General features: G+C 64.4%; 22 protein-coding genes and 1 tRNA gene. 5 read left to right on the forward strand and 18 right to left on the reverse strand.

The features are described from left to right. Window positions 1-162 precede the first annotated feature (162 nt). Window positions 163-1062, reverse strand: a complete 900-nt coding sequence (locus ACS13N_RS06355) for a LysR family transcriptional regulator (RefSeq protein WP_438930868.1) — start codon at window positions 1060-1062, stop codon at window positions 163-165. 104 nt (window positions 1063-1166) lie between these two features. On the opposite strand from ACS13N_RS06355, the gene ACS13N_RS06360 reads away from it, so the two are divergent. The 3 genes from ACS13N_RS06360 (at window position 1167) to ACS13N_RS06370 (ending at window position 3972) form a co-directional block, all read left to right on the forward strand. Continuing rightward, window positions 1167-2054, forward strand: a complete 888-nt coding sequence (locus ACS13N_RS06360) for a zinc-dependent alcohol dehydrogenase family protein (RefSeq protein ID WP_438930869.1) — start codon at window positions 1167-1169, stop codon at window positions 2052-2054. Window positions 2055-2155: 101 nt separating this feature from the next. After that, complete coding sequence (locus tag ACS13N_RS06365; protein ID WP_438930870.1) at window positions 2156-2827, forward strand: HEAT repeat domain-containing protein; 672 nt, start codon at window positions 2156-2158, stop codon at window positions 2825-2827. A gap of 80 nt (window positions 2828-2907) precedes the next feature. After that, window positions 2908-3972: a HEAT repeat domain-containing protein gene (locus tag ACS13N_RS06370; RefSeq protein ID WP_438930871.1), complete on the forward strand. Its 1065-nt coding sequence runs from the start codon at window positions 2908-2910 to the stop codon at window positions 3970-3972. A gap of 82 nt (window positions 3973-4054) precedes the next feature. On the opposite strand, the gene ACS13N_RS06375 is transcribed toward ACS13N_RS06370, so the two are convergent. Beyond that, a complete protein-coding gene (locus ACS13N_RS06375) occupies window positions 4055-4414 on the reverse strand; it encodes a hypothetical protein (RefSeq protein WP_438930872.1) in 360 nt (119 codons plus the stop codon). Window positions 4415-4591: 177 nt separating this feature from the next. Here ACS13N_RS06375 and ACS13N_RS06380 point away from each other — a divergent pair, with 177 nt between their 5' ends. Further along, complete coding sequence (locus tag ACS13N_RS06380; RefSeq protein WP_438930873.1) at window positions 4592-5278, forward strand: hypothetical protein; 687 nt, start codon at window positions 4592-4594, stop codon at window positions 5276-5278. Window positions 5279-5337: 59 nt separating this feature from the next. Here the strand turns inward: ACS13N_RS06380 and ACS13N_RS06385 are convergent, their stop codons facing one another. Both ACS13N_RS06385 and ACS13N_RS06390 read right to left on the reverse strand, forming a co-directional pair. Further along, window positions 5338-6054, reverse strand: coding sequence for a hypothetical protein (locus ACS13N_RS06385; RefSeq protein WP_438930874.1), 717 nt, complete (start codon window positions 6052-6054; stop codon window positions 5338-5340). Between the two features lie 311 nt (window positions 6055-6365). Then, on the reverse strand, window positions 6366-6644 hold the full coding sequence (locus tag ACS13N_RS06390) for a hypothetical protein (protein ID WP_438930875.1): 279 nt from the start codon (window positions 6642-6644) through the stop codon (window positions 6366-6368). A 531-nt stretch (window positions 6645-7175) separates the two neighbouring features. Between ACS13N_RS06390 and ACS13N_RS06395 the strand changes: the two genes are divergently transcribed. Beyond that, window positions 7176-7940, forward strand: a complete 765-nt coding sequence (locus ACS13N_RS06395; RefSeq protein ID WP_438930876.1) for an SDR family oxidoreductase — start codon at window positions 7176-7178, stop codon at window positions 7938-7940. A 136-nt stretch (window positions 7941-8076) separates the two neighbouring features. Here ACS13N_RS06395 and ACS13N_RS06400 read toward each other — a convergent pair. The 14 genes from ACS13N_RS06400 to ACS13N_RS06465 form a co-directional block, all read right to left on the reverse strand. Beyond that, a tRNA-Ala gene (locus ACS13N_RS06400) sits at window positions 8077-8152 on the reverse strand. Between the two features lie 46 nt (window positions 8153-8198). Next, window positions 8199-9914, reverse strand: a complete 1716-nt coding sequence (soxB, locus tag ACS13N_RS06405) for a thiosulfohydrolase SoxB (RefSeq protein ID WP_438930877.1) — start codon at window positions 9912-9914, stop codon at window positions 8199-8201. Further along, window positions 9911-10420: a TlpA family protein disulfide reductase gene (locus ACS13N_RS06410; protein WP_438930878.1), complete on the reverse strand. Its 510-nt coding sequence runs from the start codon at window positions 10418-10420 to the stop codon at window positions 9911-9913. The genes soxB and ACS13N_RS06410 overlap by 4 nt, the downstream gene beginning before the upstream one ends. 4 nt (window positions 10421-10424) lie before the next feature. Further along, window positions 10425-11069, reverse strand: a complete 645-nt coding sequence (soxX, locus tag ACS13N_RS06415; protein WP_438930879.1) for a sulfur oxidation c-type cytochrome SoxX — start codon at window positions 11067-11069, stop codon at window positions 10425-10427. 21 nt (window positions 11070-11090) lie between these two features. Next, complete coding sequence (gene soxA, locus ACS13N_RS06420) at window positions 11091-11921, reverse strand: sulfur oxidation c-type cytochrome SoxA (protein WP_438930880.1); 831 nt, start codon at window positions 11919-11921, stop codon at window positions 11091-11093. Window positions 11922-11940: 19 nt separating this feature from the next. Then, a complete protein-coding gene (locus tag ACS13N_RS06425; RefSeq protein ID WP_438930881.1) occupies window positions 11941-12396 on the reverse strand; it encodes a DsrE family protein in 456 nt (151 codons plus the stop codon). Between the two features lie 19 nt (window positions 12397-12415). Beyond that, entirely contained in the window at window positions 12416-12727 is a 312-nt protein-coding gene (soxZ, locus tag ACS13N_RS06430; protein WP_438930882.1) for a thiosulfate oxidation carrier complex protein SoxZ, read from the reverse strand. A 28-nt stretch (window positions 12728-12755) separates the two neighbouring features. Beyond that, the gene (soxY, locus tag ACS13N_RS06435; protein ID WP_021197223.1) at window positions 12756-13226 is read right to left on the reverse strand and encodes a thiosulfate oxidation carrier protein SoxY; all 471 of its coding nucleotides are present in this window, start codon (window positions 13224-13226) and stop codon (window positions 12756-12758) included. A 17-nt stretch (window positions 13227-13243) separates the two neighbouring features. Then, window positions 13244-13603, reverse strand: coding sequence for a c-type cytochrome (locus tag ACS13N_RS06440; protein WP_438930883.1), 360 nt, complete (start codon window positions 13601-13603; stop codon window positions 13244-13246). 167 nt (window positions 13604-13770) lie between these two features. Next, the gene (locus ACS13N_RS06445) at window positions 13771-14658 is read right to left on the reverse strand and encodes an EamA family transporter (protein WP_438930884.1); all 888 of its coding nucleotides are present in this window, start codon (window positions 14656-14658) and stop codon (window positions 13771-13773) included. A gap of 106 nt (window positions 14659-14764) precedes the next feature. After that, the gene (locus tag ACS13N_RS06450) at window positions 14765-16057 is read right to left on the reverse strand and encodes an NAD(P)/FAD-dependent oxidoreductase (protein WP_438930885.1); all 1293 of its coding nucleotides are present in this window, start codon (window positions 16055-16057) and stop codon (window positions 14765-14767) included. Beyond that, on the reverse strand, window positions 16054-16401 hold the full coding sequence (locus tag ACS13N_RS06455) for a c-type cytochrome (protein ID WP_438930886.1): 348 nt from the start codon (window positions 16399-16401) through the stop codon (window positions 16054-16056). The genes ACS13N_RS06450 and ACS13N_RS06455 overlap by 4 nt, the downstream gene beginning before the upstream one ends. A gap of 133 nt (window positions 16402-16534) precedes the next feature. After that, entirely contained in the window at window positions 16535-17329 is a 795-nt protein-coding gene (locus ACS13N_RS06460; RefSeq protein WP_438930887.1) for a BON domain-containing protein, read from the reverse strand. A 49-nt stretch (window positions 17330-17378) separates the two neighbouring features. Continuing rightward, complete coding sequence (locus tag ACS13N_RS06465; protein ID WP_438932800.1) at window positions 17379-17756, reverse strand: YraN family protein; 378 nt, start codon at window positions 17754-17756, stop codon at window positions 17379-17381. Window positions 17757-17767: the final 11 nt, after the last annotated feature.

Genomic DNA, 17767 nt, shown 5'->3' on the forward strand with positions numbered 1-17767 from the left:
CGATCCACAGGTGTCCAAGTTATGCCTGCGCTGTGGACAACCTAACCCCGGAGAGCCAACACGTTTGTCCCTTGAGTTCTCCACAGCGGGAGGTAGGAGTTATCCACATCGCAGCACGACGGGAGGCCCCGCGTCGAACATGCACTGCCTGCTGCCCTCCGCTTATGCCATCTGCGCGGGCAATGCCTCGGCCAGCGCATCGACGGCTACGCGGACTTTGCGCGGCAAGTGCGGTGTCTGCAGCCACAGCGCATAGGCGTCGTAGAGAAACGCAGGCCGATCCGGTAGCAGCGCAACCAGCGTGCCCGTCCGGATGCGATCTCTGACGAGCCAGTAGGGAAGCCAAGCGAGTCCGATGCCGAGTGTCGCGGCATCGGCAATCGCGTCGAGATCATCCATGCGCATCCGGTTGAGCGGAATGATCTCCTCCGGCGGATGCGCATCTCTCGGAAAGAGCCACGGGCTGACGCGGCCAGACCGTCTGTACACGATGGCCTGGTGCCCACCGAGTGCGTCGACGGTCGTCGGGTGCCCGTGCGCCTTGAGATACGCGGGCGATGCGCAGACGATCATGCGCTGGCGTGCGACACGACGCGCGATCACGCCAGCCTTGTCCTCCAGATTGCCGGTGCGGATGGCGATGTCGTAGTCGCCTTCGGCCAGATCGACGAAGCGATCGTTGAACGAGAGGTCCAACTCCAGCGCCGGATATTGCTGCGCCAGCCGCAGCAGCACGGGCGCCACGCAACGCCGGCCAAAGTGCACGGGCATGGTGACGCGCAGCCTCCCGTGCGGTTCACCAAGTTGATCGGCGGCAAGCGCATCGGCCGCTTCCGCCTCGGCCAGCACGATCTTGCAGCGCTCGTAGTAGGCCTGCCCGAAGTCGGTCAGGCTCTGGCGCCGTGTGGTGCGGATGAGCAGGCGCACACCCAGGCGTGTTTCCAGCGAGAGCACATGCTTGCCGACCATTGGCGCGGATAGGCCGAGCGCATCTGCGGCAGCCGCAAACGAGCCGAGGTCGACGGCTTTCACAAACACGGCCATGCTGGTCAAGCGGTCCATATTAAAAACCAATCGTTTTGACTGCCGTCAATTATCGACCATTTATCCCAAGAAAACGCGTCGCTACAGTGGATTCACTTCAATACGTTTCGACTGGAGGATGTATGGCACGCGTTGTCCGTTTTCATCAGCATGGGGGGCCGGAAGTCTTGCGCATCGAACACGTCGATGTGCCACGGCCAGGCCAGGGCGAAGTGCAGATCCGCGTCAAGGCGCTGGGGCTCAATCGGGCTGAAGCGCTGCTGCGTGCAGGCTCGTATATCGAGAAGCCGACGTTCCCTTCCGGGCTCGGCCTGGAGGCGGCGGGGGTTGTGGAGGCGGTGGGGGCCGGTGTGACGGCGTTTGCGCCAGGCGATGCCGTCAGCATCGTGCCGCCGCAGTCGATGGTGCGCTGGCCCGCGTACGGCGAGCTGATCGACATCGCCAAGCTCGGCCCGGGTGACTTTGTGGCCGTGACGGCGGCGTCCAGCAGTGTCGGGCTGGCGGCCATCCAGATTGCGAACCGGGTCGGCGCAACACCCATCGCGATCACGCGGACGTCGGCCAAGGCCCCCGCCTTGCTTGCCGCAGGCGCCGCCCATGTGGTTGCGACCGCAGAGGTGGATCTCGCCGCCCGGCTGCAGGAGATTACGGGGCCGGCAGGCGTGCGCGTAGTGCTGGATTCGATCGGCGGCCCGATCTTCGAAGCGCTCACGGTGGCGATGTCACGCGGCGGCATTCTCATCGAATACGGCGGCCTGAGTCCAGAGCCAACGCCCTTCCCCTTGCTTGCCGTACTGAGCAAGACCCTGACGCTGCGCGGCTATCTCGTGCACGAGATCACCGGCAACCCAGCCAAGCTCGAAGCGGCGAAGGCCTTCATCCTCGACGGGCTGGCGTCAGGAGCGTTTCGGCCGACCATCGCCAGGACTTTTGCGTTTGACGAGATCGTTGAGGCGCACCGTTTTCTTGAGTCGAATGCGCAGTTCGGCAAGATCGTCGTGACGGTTTGATTGGCTGCTGCACGTTCCTTGGGATGCCGCCCTCTCCTCGCCCGAAAACAGTTGACCTTGTCACAGTGACAAGGCGTCCACTGCTGGGTGAGGAGGCGTTCATGACCCATCACACACTGACCACGGCACTTGAGCACCCGGACGCTTCGTCGCGCCTTGCGGCGGCGCTGGGCGCCGGCATGGCGCCTGATCCGGGCCAGATTGCGCCGCTCGTGAAGCGTTGCGGCATTGAGCCGGACTTCTTCGTTCGCGACATGCTCACCTGGGCGCTCACCCGGCATGCGCAGAACGTGACCGTGCCGTTGTTGCTTGACGCGCTGCACTCGCCGCTGGCGCAAGCCCGCAGCCAGGCGCTGCACACGCTCTCAAAGATTGGCGACCCGACAACGTGGTCGGCAATCACAAGCGGGCATCTGCATGACCCCGATCCGGAAGTCGCGCGCACCGCGTGGCGTACCGCAGCGGGGCTGGTGCCGACCGAGCAACGCGCCGCCTTGGCACACGAACTGATTCACGAGCTGGGCCGCGGCGACAAGCGCCTCCAGCGGAGTCTGAGCCGGGCGTTGCTCATGCTCGGGGACGACGCCGTGGCCCCGCTCGATGCGGCCGCGACCCACTCTACGGACTCAGCGGTTCGCGTGCATGCCTGCGCGAGCCTCAGGCTGATCGCCGACCCGGAAGGGGCGTTTGCGCTGGATCCTGCCGATGCGGAGCGCGCAGGTGCACCGTTGCCAGATGCCAATGCATCGGCAAATTACCAACCACCGGTTTGATAGAATTTTTTCGGCTCGATCAAAGCCCCCCAAGGCCGAGAAACGAGGCCACATGACCCAGACGACACCGGAGACCAGTGATGCGCATCAGCGAGTTGGCCAATCGCTCCGGCGTCAGCGCGCGCATGCTGCGGCACTACGACAGGATCGGACTGATCAGTCCATCCGGGCGGACAGAGGCGGGATACCGCGAGTATTCGCAAGCCGATGCCTGGCGCCTGTTCCAAGTGGAAAGCCTGCGCTCGCTGGGTCTTGGCCTTGCCGAGGTGCGCGAGGCGCTCAGCCAACAAGCACCGCGCCCCGACGTGCTCATTGATGCGTTGATGGCGCGCAGTCGCGAGCGTCTGGCCGCAGAGCAAGCGCTGCTTGCCCGGCTGGCCGCCGTGTCCGCCGCCTCACCCGAAGATTGGTCAGCTGTGCTCGAAGTCGTGCAGTTGCTGAAAGGACTGGACTCAACGCATGCGCCTGAGCGGCAGCGTGCTGCGTTTGACGCCGCGTCCAGCGATGCCCCACTTGCAGAACTCATCGCCCGGGCGCTGCTGCAGGAGCAAGAGCCGAATGTCGCGGGTGCGCTGTCCTGGGCGTTGGGAAGAGCCGAAGGCAGTGGCGCCGGCGTACTTGGCGCAGCGCTTCAACAGCCCGATCCCGCAGTCCGCGAACGGGCCGTGCTTGCGCTGGCGAAACTCGGTGGTTCCGATGCAGTGCAAGCGTTGCGCATCGCGCTGCTCGACCCTGCGGAGCACGTGCGGTACCGCGCTGCGCGGGTGCTTGGCGAATGGGGCGTACGCGAGGCTATTCCGTTGCTGATCGAGCAGGTTGTCGTCGGGGCTCACGATGTTGAGGCGGCCGACGCGCTGGCCGATCTGGCGGAAGATCCTGTGATCGCGAAGCAGATTGTGGAGCGGTTTGAAGCTGCGATCTCGGATGGATCAGCGGATGTTCAAACCCGTGTACGCATCTGTCAGGCGCTTGCGGAAATCAACGACACGGCGTCGGCCTTGCTTGCCCGGCTGGCTGCCGATCCCGATCCGGCGGTGGTGCGCACTGCGGGTTATGTGATTGGCATGCGCAGCATGCGTGCCAACGTAGCGGAATTTGGGCGACCTGCCTTCAACCAAGTAGCCGCTCAGCCGACACCCGCATGAAACAACAAAGCCGACACGTGGTCGGCTTTGTTGTTTCATGCCTAAGGCCGCGCATATCTGCATCTCGTGGCAAACCTGCTTGCTAGTTCCAGAGTTTCCAGAACGGCTTACGCGGCGTAGTGGGTATGGTAGCTGGCTTCGGATACTTGTAGCTCGCGCTGAACTTCCATTCCTCGTCGACTCGACGGAAATCGATTTCCGATTCGAGCCAAGGTTCACCGTTCTTCATGAAGGCTCCCCAGTATTCCTCGCACAGCCGGGCAAGCTCCTGGGAAATGAACGCCTTGTCTTCCGATTCCGAATTTTTGAGTCTGTAGTCGATGCGGTGGCCATCACACTGAATTGTCAATCGACCGGTTTCCCAAGATTCAGGCGAGCACCGAATGGCTTCGCGAACCAGCGCTGCCAGGGCTTCGTTGTAGTCATCGAATTTGTCAGCCATTTCCCGGCGCGTATGCGTTTAGTTGTGTTGCGCCATTCTAGTGATGGAACGGCTGTTGCTGACTAAAATTAGTCACCTAGCTTGCGCACCTCTGGTGCGGCATAGTCGCGGAAACTTCAGGCAACGCGCGAAGTATCGGCAAGAAGAATCAACACAATAAACAGGGAGGGTTAAAGAATGACAGGCGTTTTTTCGCGTCTACGGATTGGTTTGAGTGCGGTACTTGCTGGCTTGTTTTTGGGAGGCTGCGCTGCCACAAAGCCCGCTCCTGCTTTGGTGATCTCACCTGGAGATGTCACCTACGTCAAAGTTATTCCAGCCCCGCAGATTGTCGGGATTGCGATGCCACAGGTCTCCTTGCCCGGCGCGGGTGGGATTGCCCTTAGCGACAGTATCAACAAGGGGACGATGTCGGGATCTCAGCGTTTCTACAATCTGGTCAAAGATGACCCACGGACTCAAGCGCTCCAGCGACGATTTCGTGATCGTGTGATTCTCGAAGCCAAGGAGGCAGGCCTTGTGCTGGAGGACGGTGATGACTTGGACGTGAACGCACTGCCAAGTAACCGTCAGGTGATCTTTCTGCGCGGATTGAGTGTCACCTATCTGGCAAAGACCATGGCCCATAGCTACAGGCCGTACGCGCTAACTAGCATTGATTCTTCTCGTGATCCGGCAACACCGATAGGAGAGCGGCGCTCCGCGCGGGTGGCCTTCTCATCTGTCGAGGACGACAAGTACGCGTTCGCTACGGCGGACGGCATCTTCAATGATTTGAACCGCTCGTTAGACGGCGTCAACGCTGTCGTAGATGCACTGGCCAAACAAGTTGTGCAACAACTCGTCTCTGCCAAAGGCGCTTAGCGGTCTCTGCACCTCGCGGTCACAGTATCGGGGGTTGCATCTTGCCGCCCAGATCGCCGTTAGCAATGCAACTCGTTCATCCGCTTTCGGATGTAGCTAAGGTTGTCCCTCCATGGAGACTGCTGCTGCGTGGTTACAGAGAGCCGCAAAATGCCATCTCGATCGGCCTTGAGCCGAGCGCATTCCGCATTGGTAACGCTGACCCGTTGCTGAGCGATAACCTGCTCAGCTTCCAGGTCTCGATCCCGCTGAGCCATGCGTTGATCCCACTGCCGTGCAAGCTGCTCTTCCGCCCGCTTCGCCGCTGCCGCAGCTTCTTCCATCTCACGTTGACGGGCACTGCCCGACGCCTCCGCGGGCGCGTTCCCAACGAGCGCGCGCATTGCCTGCGCGCAAGGCGCTTCCGTATAGACCGTCTGCCCGTTGATGACGCATTTGTTAACGCCTGCCGGAGGTGTGGCCGTCTGGGCTGGGGGCTGCTGCACCGCGGGAGCAGGTTGTCGCTGTGGCGGCGCCGTGAGAGGCGCCGGCTGCGTCGAGACGGCCTGCTGGCTTGGCATTGCTGCACCGTTACCGGTAAGCCGCAATTGCTTGGCAGCGATGTAGACGACGAGAAAGACGGCGACCCACACCATCAAGGAAAGAGTCCAGTGCACGCCCTGCTTAGTGCCCTTGGGCGGCTTGCCATACCAGCGTGCGTACTCCCTTTGCCAGTCGGGATTCTGTGGCTTCGAATTATGACGGTCCCTAAACCAATCGCGATCTTGTACTCCCACGGCCCTCACCCCTTGATATGGCGGCTTGTTAGTTTTCTGCTGGAATTTATATCAAACATAATCCCGTGGCCGGAGAAAACCACCCCTTTCGGCCCGCTGCGCGGGCGCATGACAAGCGCCCATAAACATCGCCAGAAGGGCTTTACGCTACAACGAATTCCCCCACCGCGAAATGCCCCGAAATGGGGTGTAGGTTCCCCCAACCTGCGGTTTGAAGAAAATAGGCTACACATCGAAATAGCGGCACAGCCTCGCCCTGTCGCATGTGGATTTGGCATCCCCGCCCGTCTCGGGGAACCGTCTTTCTGTTGTTATTGGCTTTCGCCAGCCCGCTCTAAGGCGGAGAGCACTTCCCACGTATCAGGGTTGATCTGACAGCCTTCCAGCACCATCGACACAAACGTACCGATGCCATCCAGAAACCCCGCCCGGAACTCCGGCGGCTGTCTGCTGGCATAGGCCAGTTCCCAACGCAGGGTGTCGGGCCGGAGCTGGCGGTGGATGCGCAGGTCTGCCTGCGTGTAGCGGAGGTAGTCTCGCGCAGCCAGGGCGCCGCTGAAGTAGGCGCGGCGTTGGGCGGGGGTCATCATTGGTCGCCTCCTGATCCGGTGGGACAGGGGTGACGCCTGGGTGGGGATGGGTAGGACGCGATTCTCCGCGCCATCTGCTCAGTGGACATAGGACCTCTCGGAGATTGGTGAAAGGCCCGTCTTTCGTCGCTAAACGAGGGAGGCGGGCCCGACGATGGGGTTAGCGATCCGGCTCTCCGAGAAAACCGGTAGACCCGAAGGTCTCCCCACCCGGCCCGCCATAGAAAGCGCGCGAGTGTGCTGAGGCCTGCCGCTTGTAACGGCGGCCTCTTCGGAGAGTTACGGATCGCTAAACCCGTGCTGCCGTTGGTGCGGCAGCGGGGCAATTATAGCGACGTGGGAATCCTCCAAGTTCTGATTCTGCGTGTCGGGTTCTGAGGGCCAAAGCTCTGCGCTCACCATGCATCTCGACCCAATGCGCGCAGCGTTCGAGCCTCCATCCAGCAGCATGGATTTGAGTAGCAAGAACCGGAGTGTTGGACGGCGCACAGATGCCTACTCTGCTGCTCTGATCATCAGGATGAAATGGACATGACGCTTCTCACTGACAAGACAGCAATCGTGACGGGCGCCAGCTCGGGTATCGGCCGTGAGGTGGCAAAGATGTTTGCGAAGGAAGGCGCGAGCGTCGTTCTGGTTGCACGCCGCGCGGCGCCGCTTGATACGCTGGTTGACGAGATTGCCGACTTCGGCGGCGAGGCGGTAGCACTGGCGGGCGACGTGAAGGACGAGCGTTGCGCGAAGGACGCCGTTGAGTTGGCTGTCGGCCGTTTCGGCGGACTTGACGTGGCGTTCAACAACGCCGCAACGATGGGAGCGCTCGGCAGCGTCACCGACATCACACTGGACGGCTGGCGCGACACGCTGGAGACCAACCTGACGAGCGCCTTCCTCGGTGCGAAATATCAAATTCCGGCGCTGCTCGCGCGCCAGCATGGCTCGCTGATCTTCACGTCGTCATTCGTCGGCCACACGGTTGGCTTTCCAGGGATGGCTGCGTATGCCGCCAGCAAGGCCGCACTCGTGGGCCTGACGCGCACGCTCGCCGCTGAGTACGGCCCGTCTGGCTTGCGCGTCAACGCGCTGATGCCGGGCGGTACCGACACCGAGATGGGGCGGGAGGCAGCCAGCACGCCGGAGCAGAAAGCGTTTGTCGAAAGCATCCACGCGCTCAAACGGATGGCCCGTCCGGAAGAGATCGCCAAGTCGGCGCTGTATCTTGCCTCCGATCTGTCGAGCTTCGTGACGGGTACAACGCTGCTCGTCGAGGGCGGCGTCTCGATGACGCGCACTTGATGTGTTGCGGTTCTCGGAGGTGGTGACTTGCCCCGGGAGTCAACGGCAAATGCATAACGCCGGTAATAAAAACCCCGCTAAGCCTTGCAGCTAGCGGGGTTTTCTTGGCACTGCCTGGCAAGCTTTGCCAATGATTTGGTGGACCGAAGGAGGATCGAACTCCCGACCTCCGCATTGCGAACGCGGCGCTCTCCCAGCTGAGCTATCGGCCCGTAAAAATCAGTCTACTCGAATTTCCGTGGCGCCTTCAATCGCGGGTCAACCCGCCCCTGTTTCCATGCCGGGATTGCCTTCCATGCCGACAATGCGCGGCGTATTCAGCGGCCGGGCGGTCACTTCGCGCTGGTCGCGCAGCCAGTCGGCCAGCACGTCCCACACGGGGCGGCCACCGGCCTTGCGGGCCTCGGGCGACACGGCGGCCCAGCCGGCCACCTTGTAGCGGCGGTCGGCGTCGACGGGCTTGTCGCCAAGACGCATGTCGGTGATGCGCTGGCCCATCGGTTTCATCGGGTCGATGGTGTAGCGCAGGCCGCCGGTGCGCACCATGTCGCCGCCCTGCTGGTAGTACGGGTCGGGATTGAACAGGTTGTCGGCCACGTCTTCGAGCACGGTCTTGATGGTCGCGCCGGTCATCTCGGTGAGCGTGGTGGCGGGGTACGTGATGGCGGTCTGGGCCATCAGCGCTTCCATCGTCAGTGCGTCGCCGGGCAGCAGCGTGGTGCCCCAGCGGAAGCCGGGCGAGAAGGCGATCTCCGCGCCCTGCGCGTGCATCAGGCCATCGATGATGAGCTGATCGAACGTGCCGTTGAAGTTGCCGCGCCGGTACAGCAAGCCGCGGTTCACGGCGAGCGTCTCGCCGAGTTTGTTCTTGTACGGCGCACGCACGCGCTCGATGAGCGCGGTCATGGCCGGATCGGGCGGCAGCAGATCGGCAAAGACGGGCAGCAGCGTGTAGCGGATGTCGCGCACCGCACCGCCGCGCACATCCAGATCCAGCACGCCGACAAACTTGCCATTGGCGCCCGCGTTGGTGACCAGCGTTACGCCGCCCGGGTTGCTGACCTTGACCGGCGCGGGCACCGCATCGTGCGTATGGCCGCCGAGGATGGCATCCAGCCCGCGCACGCGCGAAGCGAGCTTCAGGTCGACATCCATGCCGTTGTGCGACAGCAGGACGACCACCTTGGCGCCCTTGCCGCGCGCCTCGTCAATCATCTTCTGCAGCCGTTCCTCCTGGATGCCGAAGGTCCAGTCCGGCGTGAAATCCGCCGGATGCGCGATCGGCGTGTACGGAAACGCCTGACCGATGATGGCGACCGGCACGCCGTTCAGCTCGCGCAGCACGTAAGGGTCGAACACCGGGTCGCCGAAATCCGCCGTCTGGATGTTCTGCGCGACAAAAGCGACCTTGTTCTTGAAATCGTGATCGACCACATGGCGCACGCGATCGGCGCCGTAGGTCATCTCCCAGTGCGGGGTCATGACGTCGACACCGAGGGCGAGGGCCGCGTCGACCATGTCCTGCCCATTCGTCCACAGCGATGTGGCCGAGCCCTGCCACGTGTCGCCGCCATCGAGCAGCAGCGCGTTCGGGCGCGTGGCGCGCAGGCGCTTGATGAGCGTGGCCAGATGCGCGAAGCCTCCCATGCGGCCGTAGCGGCGCGCGGCTTCGGTGAAGTCGAGTGAGGTGAAGGCGTGTGCGGCACGTGTGCCGGGCGCGATGCCGTAACGCTTGAGCAGCGCGTGACCAACCAGGTGCGGCGGCTGCCCGGCCCACTGCCCTACGCCCAGGTTGACGCTGGGCTCGCGGTATTCGATGGGCAGCAACTGCGCGTGGCAGTCGGTGAAGTGCAGCAGGTGGACGTTGCCGAAGCGTGGCACGTCGTAGTTGAGCGTGTCTGCGTGGGCGTCGGTCAGGCGCAGGCCGGCGGCTGCGGCAATCGCCAGGGCTTGAACGAATTCGCGGCGGTTCATTTCTTGTTGCTGTGCGCCGGGTGGGCGTATTGGGCGAGGTCGGCTACGTCGTCTTCAAGCATCTCGCCGACTTCCTTGCGCACGACACGGCCATTGGCATCGAGCACGAGCAGTTCGGGCAAGCCCTTGCGCGGGCCGGTAGCGGCGCACAGCGCGTCGGTTTCCATCGTCACCGGGAAGGTGAAGCCGCGCTTGGCGACGTAGTCGCGGGCAAGCTGCGGGTTGGCGTCGATGCTGATGGTGAGGATGCGCAGGTCAGTGCCGCGCGTGGCATCCGCCAGTTTTTGCAGGCGCGGGTTCTGCAGCGTGCAGAACGGGCACCACGACGCCCACGTGGCGATGATGACCGGATGCCCGCGCCACGACTCGCCCGGCACACGCGTGCCATCGAGCAGTTGCACCTCGGGCATCGTCACCACATCGCCCACTTCGACGGCCTGCGCTGTGCCGGCAGCAAACACCATCGCCGCCGCCGCGCACATCAGGAACCGCCGAATCGTACGCATGGCGTTACTGATTCACCGGGGATGCCGGGTCAAACAACAGCGCCATCACATCGCGGATCTGCTGCTCAGTCAGAATGCCCTTGTGCCCAAAGCGCGGCATGTTGGAGCACGCCGCATACGCGTTGGAGTTGTAGATCTTGCCCCACGTGTAGCGCAGGATCGCCTCCGAATCGCCGCGCAGCTTGCCGTACTGATACAGCGACGGGCCGATGGTGCCGTACGACACTTCGTCCTTCGACAAGCGGTGACATGCGTAGCAGTTGGCGCCGTTGACGGTGCCGGCCGGGTCCGAGAACTGCATGCCGCGGCCGCTCTGCGCAGTCTTCTCGCCTTCCTTCCAGTCGCCCAGCCACTTGTTGTCGGCGGGGTAGTGGATGGTCTTCATCTGCGCGTCTTCCAGCTTCTTGGCGACGGCGGCGGGCACGGCGTTGCGGTCGGCGTACTGGCTGCAAGTCTTCTGCACGTCGTCGCGCTCGGTCACGCCTTCCACGGTGGCCGGGCCCTTGGAGACAAAGCTCTCGTGGATGACTTTGGCGAGTGCGGCGTCGGCCTTCGCATCGGGCTTGGGCGGCGTGATGGCGTCCGCCGCATGCGCGGTACCGGCAGCCAGTGCCAACGCGGTCAAAACGATGGGGGTCAGTCGATTCATGTGTGGCATGGTCGGTTGACCTCAGCGTTTGATCGACGGCGCGTCCATCTTGCCGCCGTTGGCGTTGCGGGCGAGGAACAGCTCCAGCGCGGTGATCACCTCGCTGCCGTAGAGCGGTTCCGGAAAGCGCTGCTGGCGCAGGCAGTCGTACAGGCGGTGCTGCATCGTGCGCACCTCACCTTGCGAGACGCGGTAGCCGGGCCACGTGGAATACGCAAAACGCGCACCCTCGGCCGTCAGCAGATCGGGCAGTTCCTGCAGGCGGATGCGCTGACCCGGCTGGGCATGGCACGTGGCGCAGGCAAAGTCATACGCGCCGCCGCGATAGAAGAACATGCGGCGGCCGAGTTCGTACACGCGCTTTTCTTCCGGATGCGCGAGCGGAATGTCGATGGCCGTGCCGCGCGATTCGGAGGTGATGTACGCCATCAGCCGTTCGATGTCCGACGGCTTGCCCGGCGACGAGAACGGTCGGGCCGAGGCCTCTTCCTTCGTCAGCCCCTGCAGCGTCATGCGGCAATACATGAGGCGCTGTTCGGCGTCCATCACGCGGCCGGTGTCCTTGAAGAAGCGCGGCAGCTTGGCGTACGCGCCCTTCACCACGCCGGGGCCTGCGCCCAGGTCGCACGCTTCGAGCGAGGCCTGTTTCGGGCCGGCGGGCTTCTTCCAGAGTTCTTCGCCAGCGGCTTCCCAGAGTTCGGCCGGGTTGCCGTCGGCCAGCATCTCGCGGTACTGCGCGATGCCGGCGGCGACGCTGTCCTTCTGGTCCTTGGCGTCCTGCGCATTGGCCACCAGGGCAATGCCGGCCGCCAGCGCCGCGGCCAGCGCGACGATTCGTTTGGTGCGTTTCACCGTCCCCTCCGTGGGTCGCCTACGGTTTGAGATAGGCGAAGCCTTCTTCCTGCTGCAAGCGGGTGATCTCCACCACACCCGCGGGCACCACCTTGGCTTCGAGCAGCAGCTTGTCTTCTGGCACCTTGAAGGCCATCAGCGAGTTGTGGCACACACGAAACTCCACGCCCATGCTGGCCAGTGCGGCCACGGGCGCATCGAACGGGCGGCCCTGTGCGTCCTTGGCCCCTTCGACGAGGAACTCGATGCCGTGCCCCAGCGCCACCACCACGATCTTCGTACCGGGCGCGCCGTTGAGGTGGTTGCGCAGGTTGCCGATCGCGCGCATGGCCTGGTCGATGCCTTCGCTCAGCTGGTACACCACCTTGTAGCGGGCACCGGCGCCGCCGGCACGGGGTGCGGTCTGCGCGGCGGCCTTGCCTGCCACGCCCAATGCCGCCAGCGCGGCGGTCACACGGAAGAAACTGCGTCGCATGGCAGCCTCCTGAAAAGCGTTATTGGATTGCGGTCTCGTCGGTGCGCTTGTCGCCGTGGTTGTCGACCCAGGTGACCGTCACCTTGTCGCCCTTGGCGCCGCCCTTGAACTTGAAATTGAGGAACGGGTCCTTCGATACGGCCGGGCCAAACTGCGCGTCCAGCACCGTCTTGCCGCTGTGCTGCACCGTCACGTTGGTGATGTGCCAGGCCGGCACGACCTTGCCGGCGGCGTCTTTGCGCTGGCCGGTTTCCATGTCGTGCTTCATCAGGATCTTCACGTCGGTCGTGCCGCCGTTTTCCATTGCGCGAATGCGCATCGGGTCTGCCATGGTGTGCTCCTTGTCCTGATCCTGATTCTTAACCGCCGCAGCCACCCAGGGTGACCTTCACTTCCTTGCTCGCCAGCACCCACTTGCCGTTGGCACGCACAGCAGCGTAGACCATCGAGGTCTCGCCCATCTTCACGCGCGTGCTCACAAACGGGTCGGTGCCGGCAGGAATGGCAAACGTGGCGGCCAGCGTGTTCGGGTTCTTTTCCACCAAGATGGCAATCAGGTCCGTGCCGGGCAGCGTGCTGGTCACCACCAGCGGCACCACGGCGCCGTTCTCGGCGATGTCCGGTGCGGTCAGTTGAATACCAGCGCCGCCCTTGTCCACAGCGCCGCCGCCCAGTTGCTTGAGCACGTCGTTCACGCCCTTGATGGCGAAGGCAGTCTTGTTCCACTCGGCGGCCTGTGCCGGGGTGGCGAGGCCGGCGGATACGAGCAGCGCCATCATGGCACCTGCGCGCAGCACGTCACGGCGGGAGAGGTTCACGGAATCCGTCATCACTGTCATCGCCTGTCTCACTTGGCCGGGGCGCCTGCGAGCACCCAGTCAATCACGGTCTTCAGATCGGCGTCGGCGATCTTCGGGTTGGCCGGCATCGGAATCTGGCCCCAGTTGCCCATGCCGCCTTCACGCACCTTCTTGATGAGCTTGGCTTCGGCCCCGGCATCGCCCTTGTACTTGGCGGCGACATCCTTGTAGGCCGGGCCGACGAGCTTGCGGTCCACGGCATGGCAGCCCATGCAAGCGTTCTGGTTGGCGATGGTCTGGGCGCGGGCAGCCGAATTGGCAACCTCCGCGGCAGCCAGCGCCGGCGTGGCGGACAGCGCCAGGCCGGCCAGCACCGCAGCTGCGGCGAGCGTGGGGGCGAACTTCATGTGGTCTCCGGTGGATGGTGCGGCCCGCATGCGTGTGCGGGCCAATGGTCGCAATGACCAGAATGGACCCGGTATTGTGCCCGAAGTGGGCCAAATCCCGCGTCGCCCCAAAAGCAAAGCGCCCGGAACCTTACGGCCCGGGCGCCTGTTCGGCAGGGAGTCGACGCTCAGGCCATCGCCCGCCGCGTCGCCAGCCGGCCGCCAAATACGTTGAGCAGCAGGCCGGCCATCACTACTGCGCCGCCCAGCCACTGCGCCGGCACCAGCCGCTCGCCCAGCAGCACGGCGGCCGAGATCAGCCCGACCACCGGCACCAGCAGCGTGAGCGGCGCGACCTGGCTGGCCGCGTATCGGCCCAGCAGGCGGCTCCACAGGCTGTAGCCGAAGATGGTGGCGCCAAAGGCCAGGTAGACGATCGCACCAATGCTCGACCAGCCGATGTTTGTCAGGCTGTGGACAATCTGTTCCGGCCCCTCCATCCAGTACGACAGCAGCAGGAACGGAATGGGCGGAATCACCGCGCCCCAGATCACCAGGCTCACCACGTTCACTTTGCCGATGCGCTTGGTGACGATGTTGCCGCTGGCCCACGAGAACGCCGCACACAGCGTCAGCAGGAAGCCGGCAGTGGTCATGCCGGTCGCCACGGCACCACCCGCCATGCCGATGATCGCCAGCCCGCACGCGGCGACGGCCATGCCGGCCAGGTGGAACCAGCGGATCGGCTCGCGCAGCACCAGCGCGGCGATCGTCAGCGTAAAGAACGCCTGCGACTGCAGCACCAGCGAGGCCAGCCCCGCCGGCATGCCTACGTACATGGCCGAAAACAGGAAGGCGAACTGCCCAAGGCTGATGGTGGCGCCGTAAGCGAGCAGCCATTTGAACGGAATCTTCGGGCGCGGCACGAACAGCACGGCCGGGAATGCGACCAGCGCAAAGCGCAGCGCACCCAGCAACATGGGCGGCACGCCGTGCAGGCCCACCTTGATGACGACGAAGTTGACGCCCCACACCAGCACAACGGTCAGGGCCAGCAGCAGATCCTTGGGAGACATGATGATCGGAATGCTCAGACGGTCAGCGGCCGCCCGCGCGGCCATATGACGCACTGTAGGCGCGGGCCGCCTACGCGACTTGCACAATCTTGCGCATTGTTTGTGCCTAGCCGAGCATGTCCGACCAGATTGCCCGGCTCCAGTCCTGCGCCAGTTTGCCCTCCGCCACGGAGGGGCCATCCGACAGCCCGCCCGCCCCTTGCACCGTCACCATGGTGCGCTCGGCCGGGTCGTAACGGTGCACGGTTGCCACATGCATCGCCTCGTCAGGGGTGATGAAGCTGTAGCAGGTGTTGGCGTACAGCGGCGACTTGTCGGGCGCGTGGCCGGCCAATATGGCCACCACGGCAGCGGCCACCACCTTGCCGTGCTGGTTGGCCATGTGGCCCGATTTGGGCATCAACGGCGCGGTCTGGATGGCATCGCCAATCACGTGCACGCCCGGCGCCACCTTCGATTCGAACGACAGGAAATCGACTTCGCACCAGCGCCCATTGGCGGTTGCCAGCCCGGCCTGCACGGCAATGGCCCCAGCGCGCTGCGGCGGGATGAGGTTGACCACATCCGCCTGCACGTCGTCCTGCACGTCGAACTTGAGCACGCGGCCCGTGGCATCGATGTCGACCGCGTTGTATTGCGGGCGATATTCGATGTGCTGTGGATAACGTTCCGCCCACACGCGCTTGAACAGCGCGCCCTTGGAGGTCACGTCGTCATTGGCATCGAGGATCAGCACGCGCGAATCGGGCTTGGCGCGCTGCAGCCAGTTGGCAATCAGGCAGGCGCGCTCGTACGGCGCAGGCGGGCAGCGGTACGGGGCCAGCGGAATACTGATCGCCACCGTGCCGCCGTTGGGCATGGCCTCCAGCCGGTGACGCAGCGCGAGCGTCTGCATGCCGGCCTTCCACGCGTGCGGCGCCTGCGCGGCGGTGGTCGCGTTGGCCAGACCGGGAATCGCCCCCGGCACGAAATCGATGCCGGGCGAGAGGATCAGCCGGTCGTACTCCAGCGTGCCGCCGCCGGCCAGGCGCACTTGCTTCGCGCCGATGTCGATGGCCGAGGCGCGGTCGCGCACCCAGCGCACGCCATGGCGCTCGACCAGCGCGTCGTACGGCACGGTGATCGAGGCCAGATCGCGGTCACCCGACAGCACGAGGTTCGACAGCGGGCACGAGACAAACGCCGCATTCGGCTCAACCAGCGTCACGTCGACATGGTTGCCGGAGAACACGCGCACGTACTTGGCGGCCGTCGCGCCGCCATAGCCGCCGCCAACCACGACGACTTTGGCATTGCGTGTGCCCGACAGCGATGCACATGCGGCCAGCGGGCCGGCCAAGGCGGTCGCCCCAAGTGCACGCAGTACGGCGCGTCGGTCCTTGCGCAGGGTCTGGTTCATGGTGCCTCCTGCGGTTGGCGCGACAACCAGCCGGCAATCGCGGTGATCTGCGCATCGTCATAACCACGTGCGAGCTGGCCCATGACCGTGGAGGGCCGCGTGCCGTTGCGGAACGCCTGCAGCGTGTCGATCAATTCAGCCTGCGAACGGCCAGCCAGCGAGGGCAACGTCTGCGCGGCCGATCTGGCACCGGGTGCCGTATCAGCGTGATGGCAGCTCGCGCAGGAGGCGGCCCAGGTGCGGGCTTGCGCGTTGGTGGGCGGGTGGTCAGCAGCTTGGGCCGCAAGGGCCGAGGACAGCGCCGCAAGTAAAGCGGCGGCAGCAAGTTGGTGAGCGACGGGCATGGGGGGCAGCGAAGTCACGAGAGCGTCATACGCTAACACGCCCGCCTTGCCATGTGCCGCGCAGTGCGCGCGGACAACAAAAAACGCAGCACGATGGCTGCGTTCTTTGCGGGGTGTGGATTGGCTGAATGCCTTAAGGCAGTTGCTTGCCCGGCGGCAGTGCCGGCGAGTTGGTCGGCGACACCGTCACGCCCGGCGACGCCGAGGTGACCGGAGCCGGTGCCTGCGTGGCCGTCGGGGTGCCCTGCACCGGTGCCGGTGTACCCGGCGCGGTCTGCGGATTGTTCGACGATGCGTTCGTGTCCAGGCGCTTACGCTCGTCTTCGCTCACGTAGTCGAACACCTTCACGACCTTGTTGACGCCGCCCACGGTGCGCACTGCCTCGGTGGCCTTGTTGCCTTCGGCCTCGGTCACCACGCCCAGCAGGAAGACGGTCTTGGCTTCGGTGGTCACCTTGATGGAGTTCCAGGGCACGCCTTCCGTGCCGGCCAGCACGCTCTTCACCTTGGTGGTGATGTACGTGTCGTTGGTGCGCGAACCGAACGTGCTCGACTCCGGCGTCACCACGAGCTCGTTGACGACCTCACGTGCGTTCTCCAGCTTCTGTGCGTACTGGCCAATCTCCTGCTTGGTCGCTTCGGTACCGGCTTCACCGGTCAGCAGCACCTTGCGGTTGTAGACCGTCACGTTCACGTGGGCGCGGCCGTCGTAGCGTGAGATCAGCGTATTCTCGGCTTCCATCTGCAGGCCGCGGTCGATGGTCTGGGTAGCGGTCGGGCGACGGTCGGTGGCCAGTGCCACGCCGCCGGCCACGGCACCGGCAAACAGCGGGAAGCAGGCGGTCAACTGCGTGGCGGTGACACCGGCCAGGGCGGCCAGCACGACAATGCGGCGGGCGCTGGCAAACGTAGGCGACGAGAGTTTCATGCTGTCCTTGAAGAGAGTCCGGAAAGAGGAAGAGCGAGAAGAGCGAAGTTCATGCTTCGGCGCCAAACGCATCGCGCATCCACTCGATACGCGCGCCGTCGATGGCGACAACATCAAAACGGCAGGCCGGCACATCGTCAGCCTGCCGTGCGAGAAAATCTTCCGCCGCAGCAATCAGGCGGCGCTGCTTGGCGGGCGTCACGCTCGCGGCCGCACCACCGAAGCGCTGCGTGGACCGCGCCACGCGAGCGCGCACCTCCACGAAGATCAACGCGCCGGCCGCATCGCGCATCACCAGATCAATCTCGCCGCCCTTGCAGCGATAATTGCGGGTGACCACCGACAAACCGCGCGCCTGCAGATAGCGCAGCGCGCGGTCTTCACCGGCTTCGCCGGTGGCTGCGGTGATGGGCTTTGCGGTTTGAATCAAGTGACTGA

It is taken from the genome of Ralstonia sp. 24A2 (assembly GCF_051783885.1).
In the GTDB taxonomy this organism is placed as follows: Bacteria; Pseudomonadota; Gammaproteobacteria; order Burkholderiales; family Burkholderiaceae; genus Ralstonia.

Bases quoted from the DNA above. Each gene is read 5' to 3' on its own strand.
- ACS13N_RS06450 (WP_438930885.1), bottom strand. From the start codon at position 16,057: ATGAACCAGACCCTGCGCAAGGACCGACGCGCCGTACTGCGTGCACTT.
- ACS13N_RS06355 (WP_438930868.1), bottom strand. From the start codon at position 1,062: ATGGACCGCTTGACCAGCATGGCCGTGTTTGTGAAAGCCGTCGACCTC.
- soxZ (WP_438930882.1), bottom strand. From the start codon at position 12,727: ATGGCAGACCCGATGCGCATTCGCGCAATGGAAAACGGCGGCACGACC.
- soxB (WP_438930877.1), bottom strand. From the start codon at position 9,914: ATGAACCGCCGCGAATTCGTTCAAGCCCTGGCGATTGCCGCAGCCGCC.
- ACS13N_RS06460 (WP_438930887.1), bottom strand. From the start codon at position 17,329: ATGAAACTCTCGTCGCCTACGTTTGCCAGCGCCCGCCGCATTGTCGTG.
- ACS13N_RS06410 (WP_438930878.1), bottom strand. From the start codon at position 10,420: ATGCGTACGATTCGGCGGTTCCTGATGTGCGCGGCGGCGGCGATGGTG.
- ACS13N_RS06395 (WP_438930876.1), top strand. From the start codon at position 7,176: ATGACGCTTCTCACTGACAAGACAGCAATCGTGACGGGCGCCAGCTCG.
- ACS13N_RS06440 (WP_438930883.1), bottom strand. From the start codon at position 13,603: ATGAAGTTCGCCCCCACGCTCGCCGCAGCTGCGGTGCTGGCCGGCCTG.
- ACS13N_RS06390 (WP_438930875.1), bottom strand. From the start codon at position 6,644: ATGATGACCCCCGCCCAACGCCGCGCCTACTTCAGCGGCGCCCTGGCT.
- ACS13N_RS06370 (WP_438930871.1), top strand. From the start codon at position 2,908: ATGCGCATCAGCGAGTTGGCCAATCGCTCCGGCGTCAGCGCGCGCATG.
- soxX (WP_438930879.1), bottom strand. From the start codon at position 11,069: ATGAATCGACTGACCCCCATCGTTTTGACCGCGTTGGCACTGGCTGCC.
- ACS13N_RS06365 (WP_438930870.1), top strand. From the start codon at position 2,156: ATGACCCATCACACACTGACCACGGCACTTGAGCACCCGGACGCTTCG.
- ACS13N_RS06375 (WP_438930872.1), bottom strand. From the start codon at position 4,414: ATGGCTGACAAATTCGATGACTACAACGAAGCCCTGGCAGCGCTGGTT.
- ACS13N_RS06425 (WP_438930881.1), bottom strand. From the start codon at position 12,396: ATGCGACGCAGTTTCTTCCGTGTGACCGCCGCGCTGGCGGCATTGGGC.
- ACS13N_RS06455 (WP_438930886.1), bottom strand. From the start codon at position 16,401: ATGCCCGTCGCTCACCAACTTGCTGCCGCCGCTTTACTTGCGGCGCTG.
- ACS13N_RS06380 (WP_438930873.1), top strand. From the start codon at position 4,592: ATGACAGGCGTTTTTTCGCGTCTACGGATTGGTTTGAGTGCGGTACTT.
- ACS13N_RS06445 (WP_438930884.1), bottom strand. From the start codon at position 14,658: ATGTCTCCCAAGGATCTGCTGCTGGCCCTGACCGTTGTGCTGGTGTGG.
- ACS13N_RS06360 (WP_438930869.1), top strand. From the start codon at position 1,167: ATGGCACGCGTTGTCCGTTTTCATCAGCATGGGGGGCCGGAAGTCTTG.
- soxY (WP_021197223.1), bottom strand. From the start codon at position 13,226: ATGACGGATTCCGTGAACCTCTCCCGCCGTGACGTGCTGCGCGCAGGT.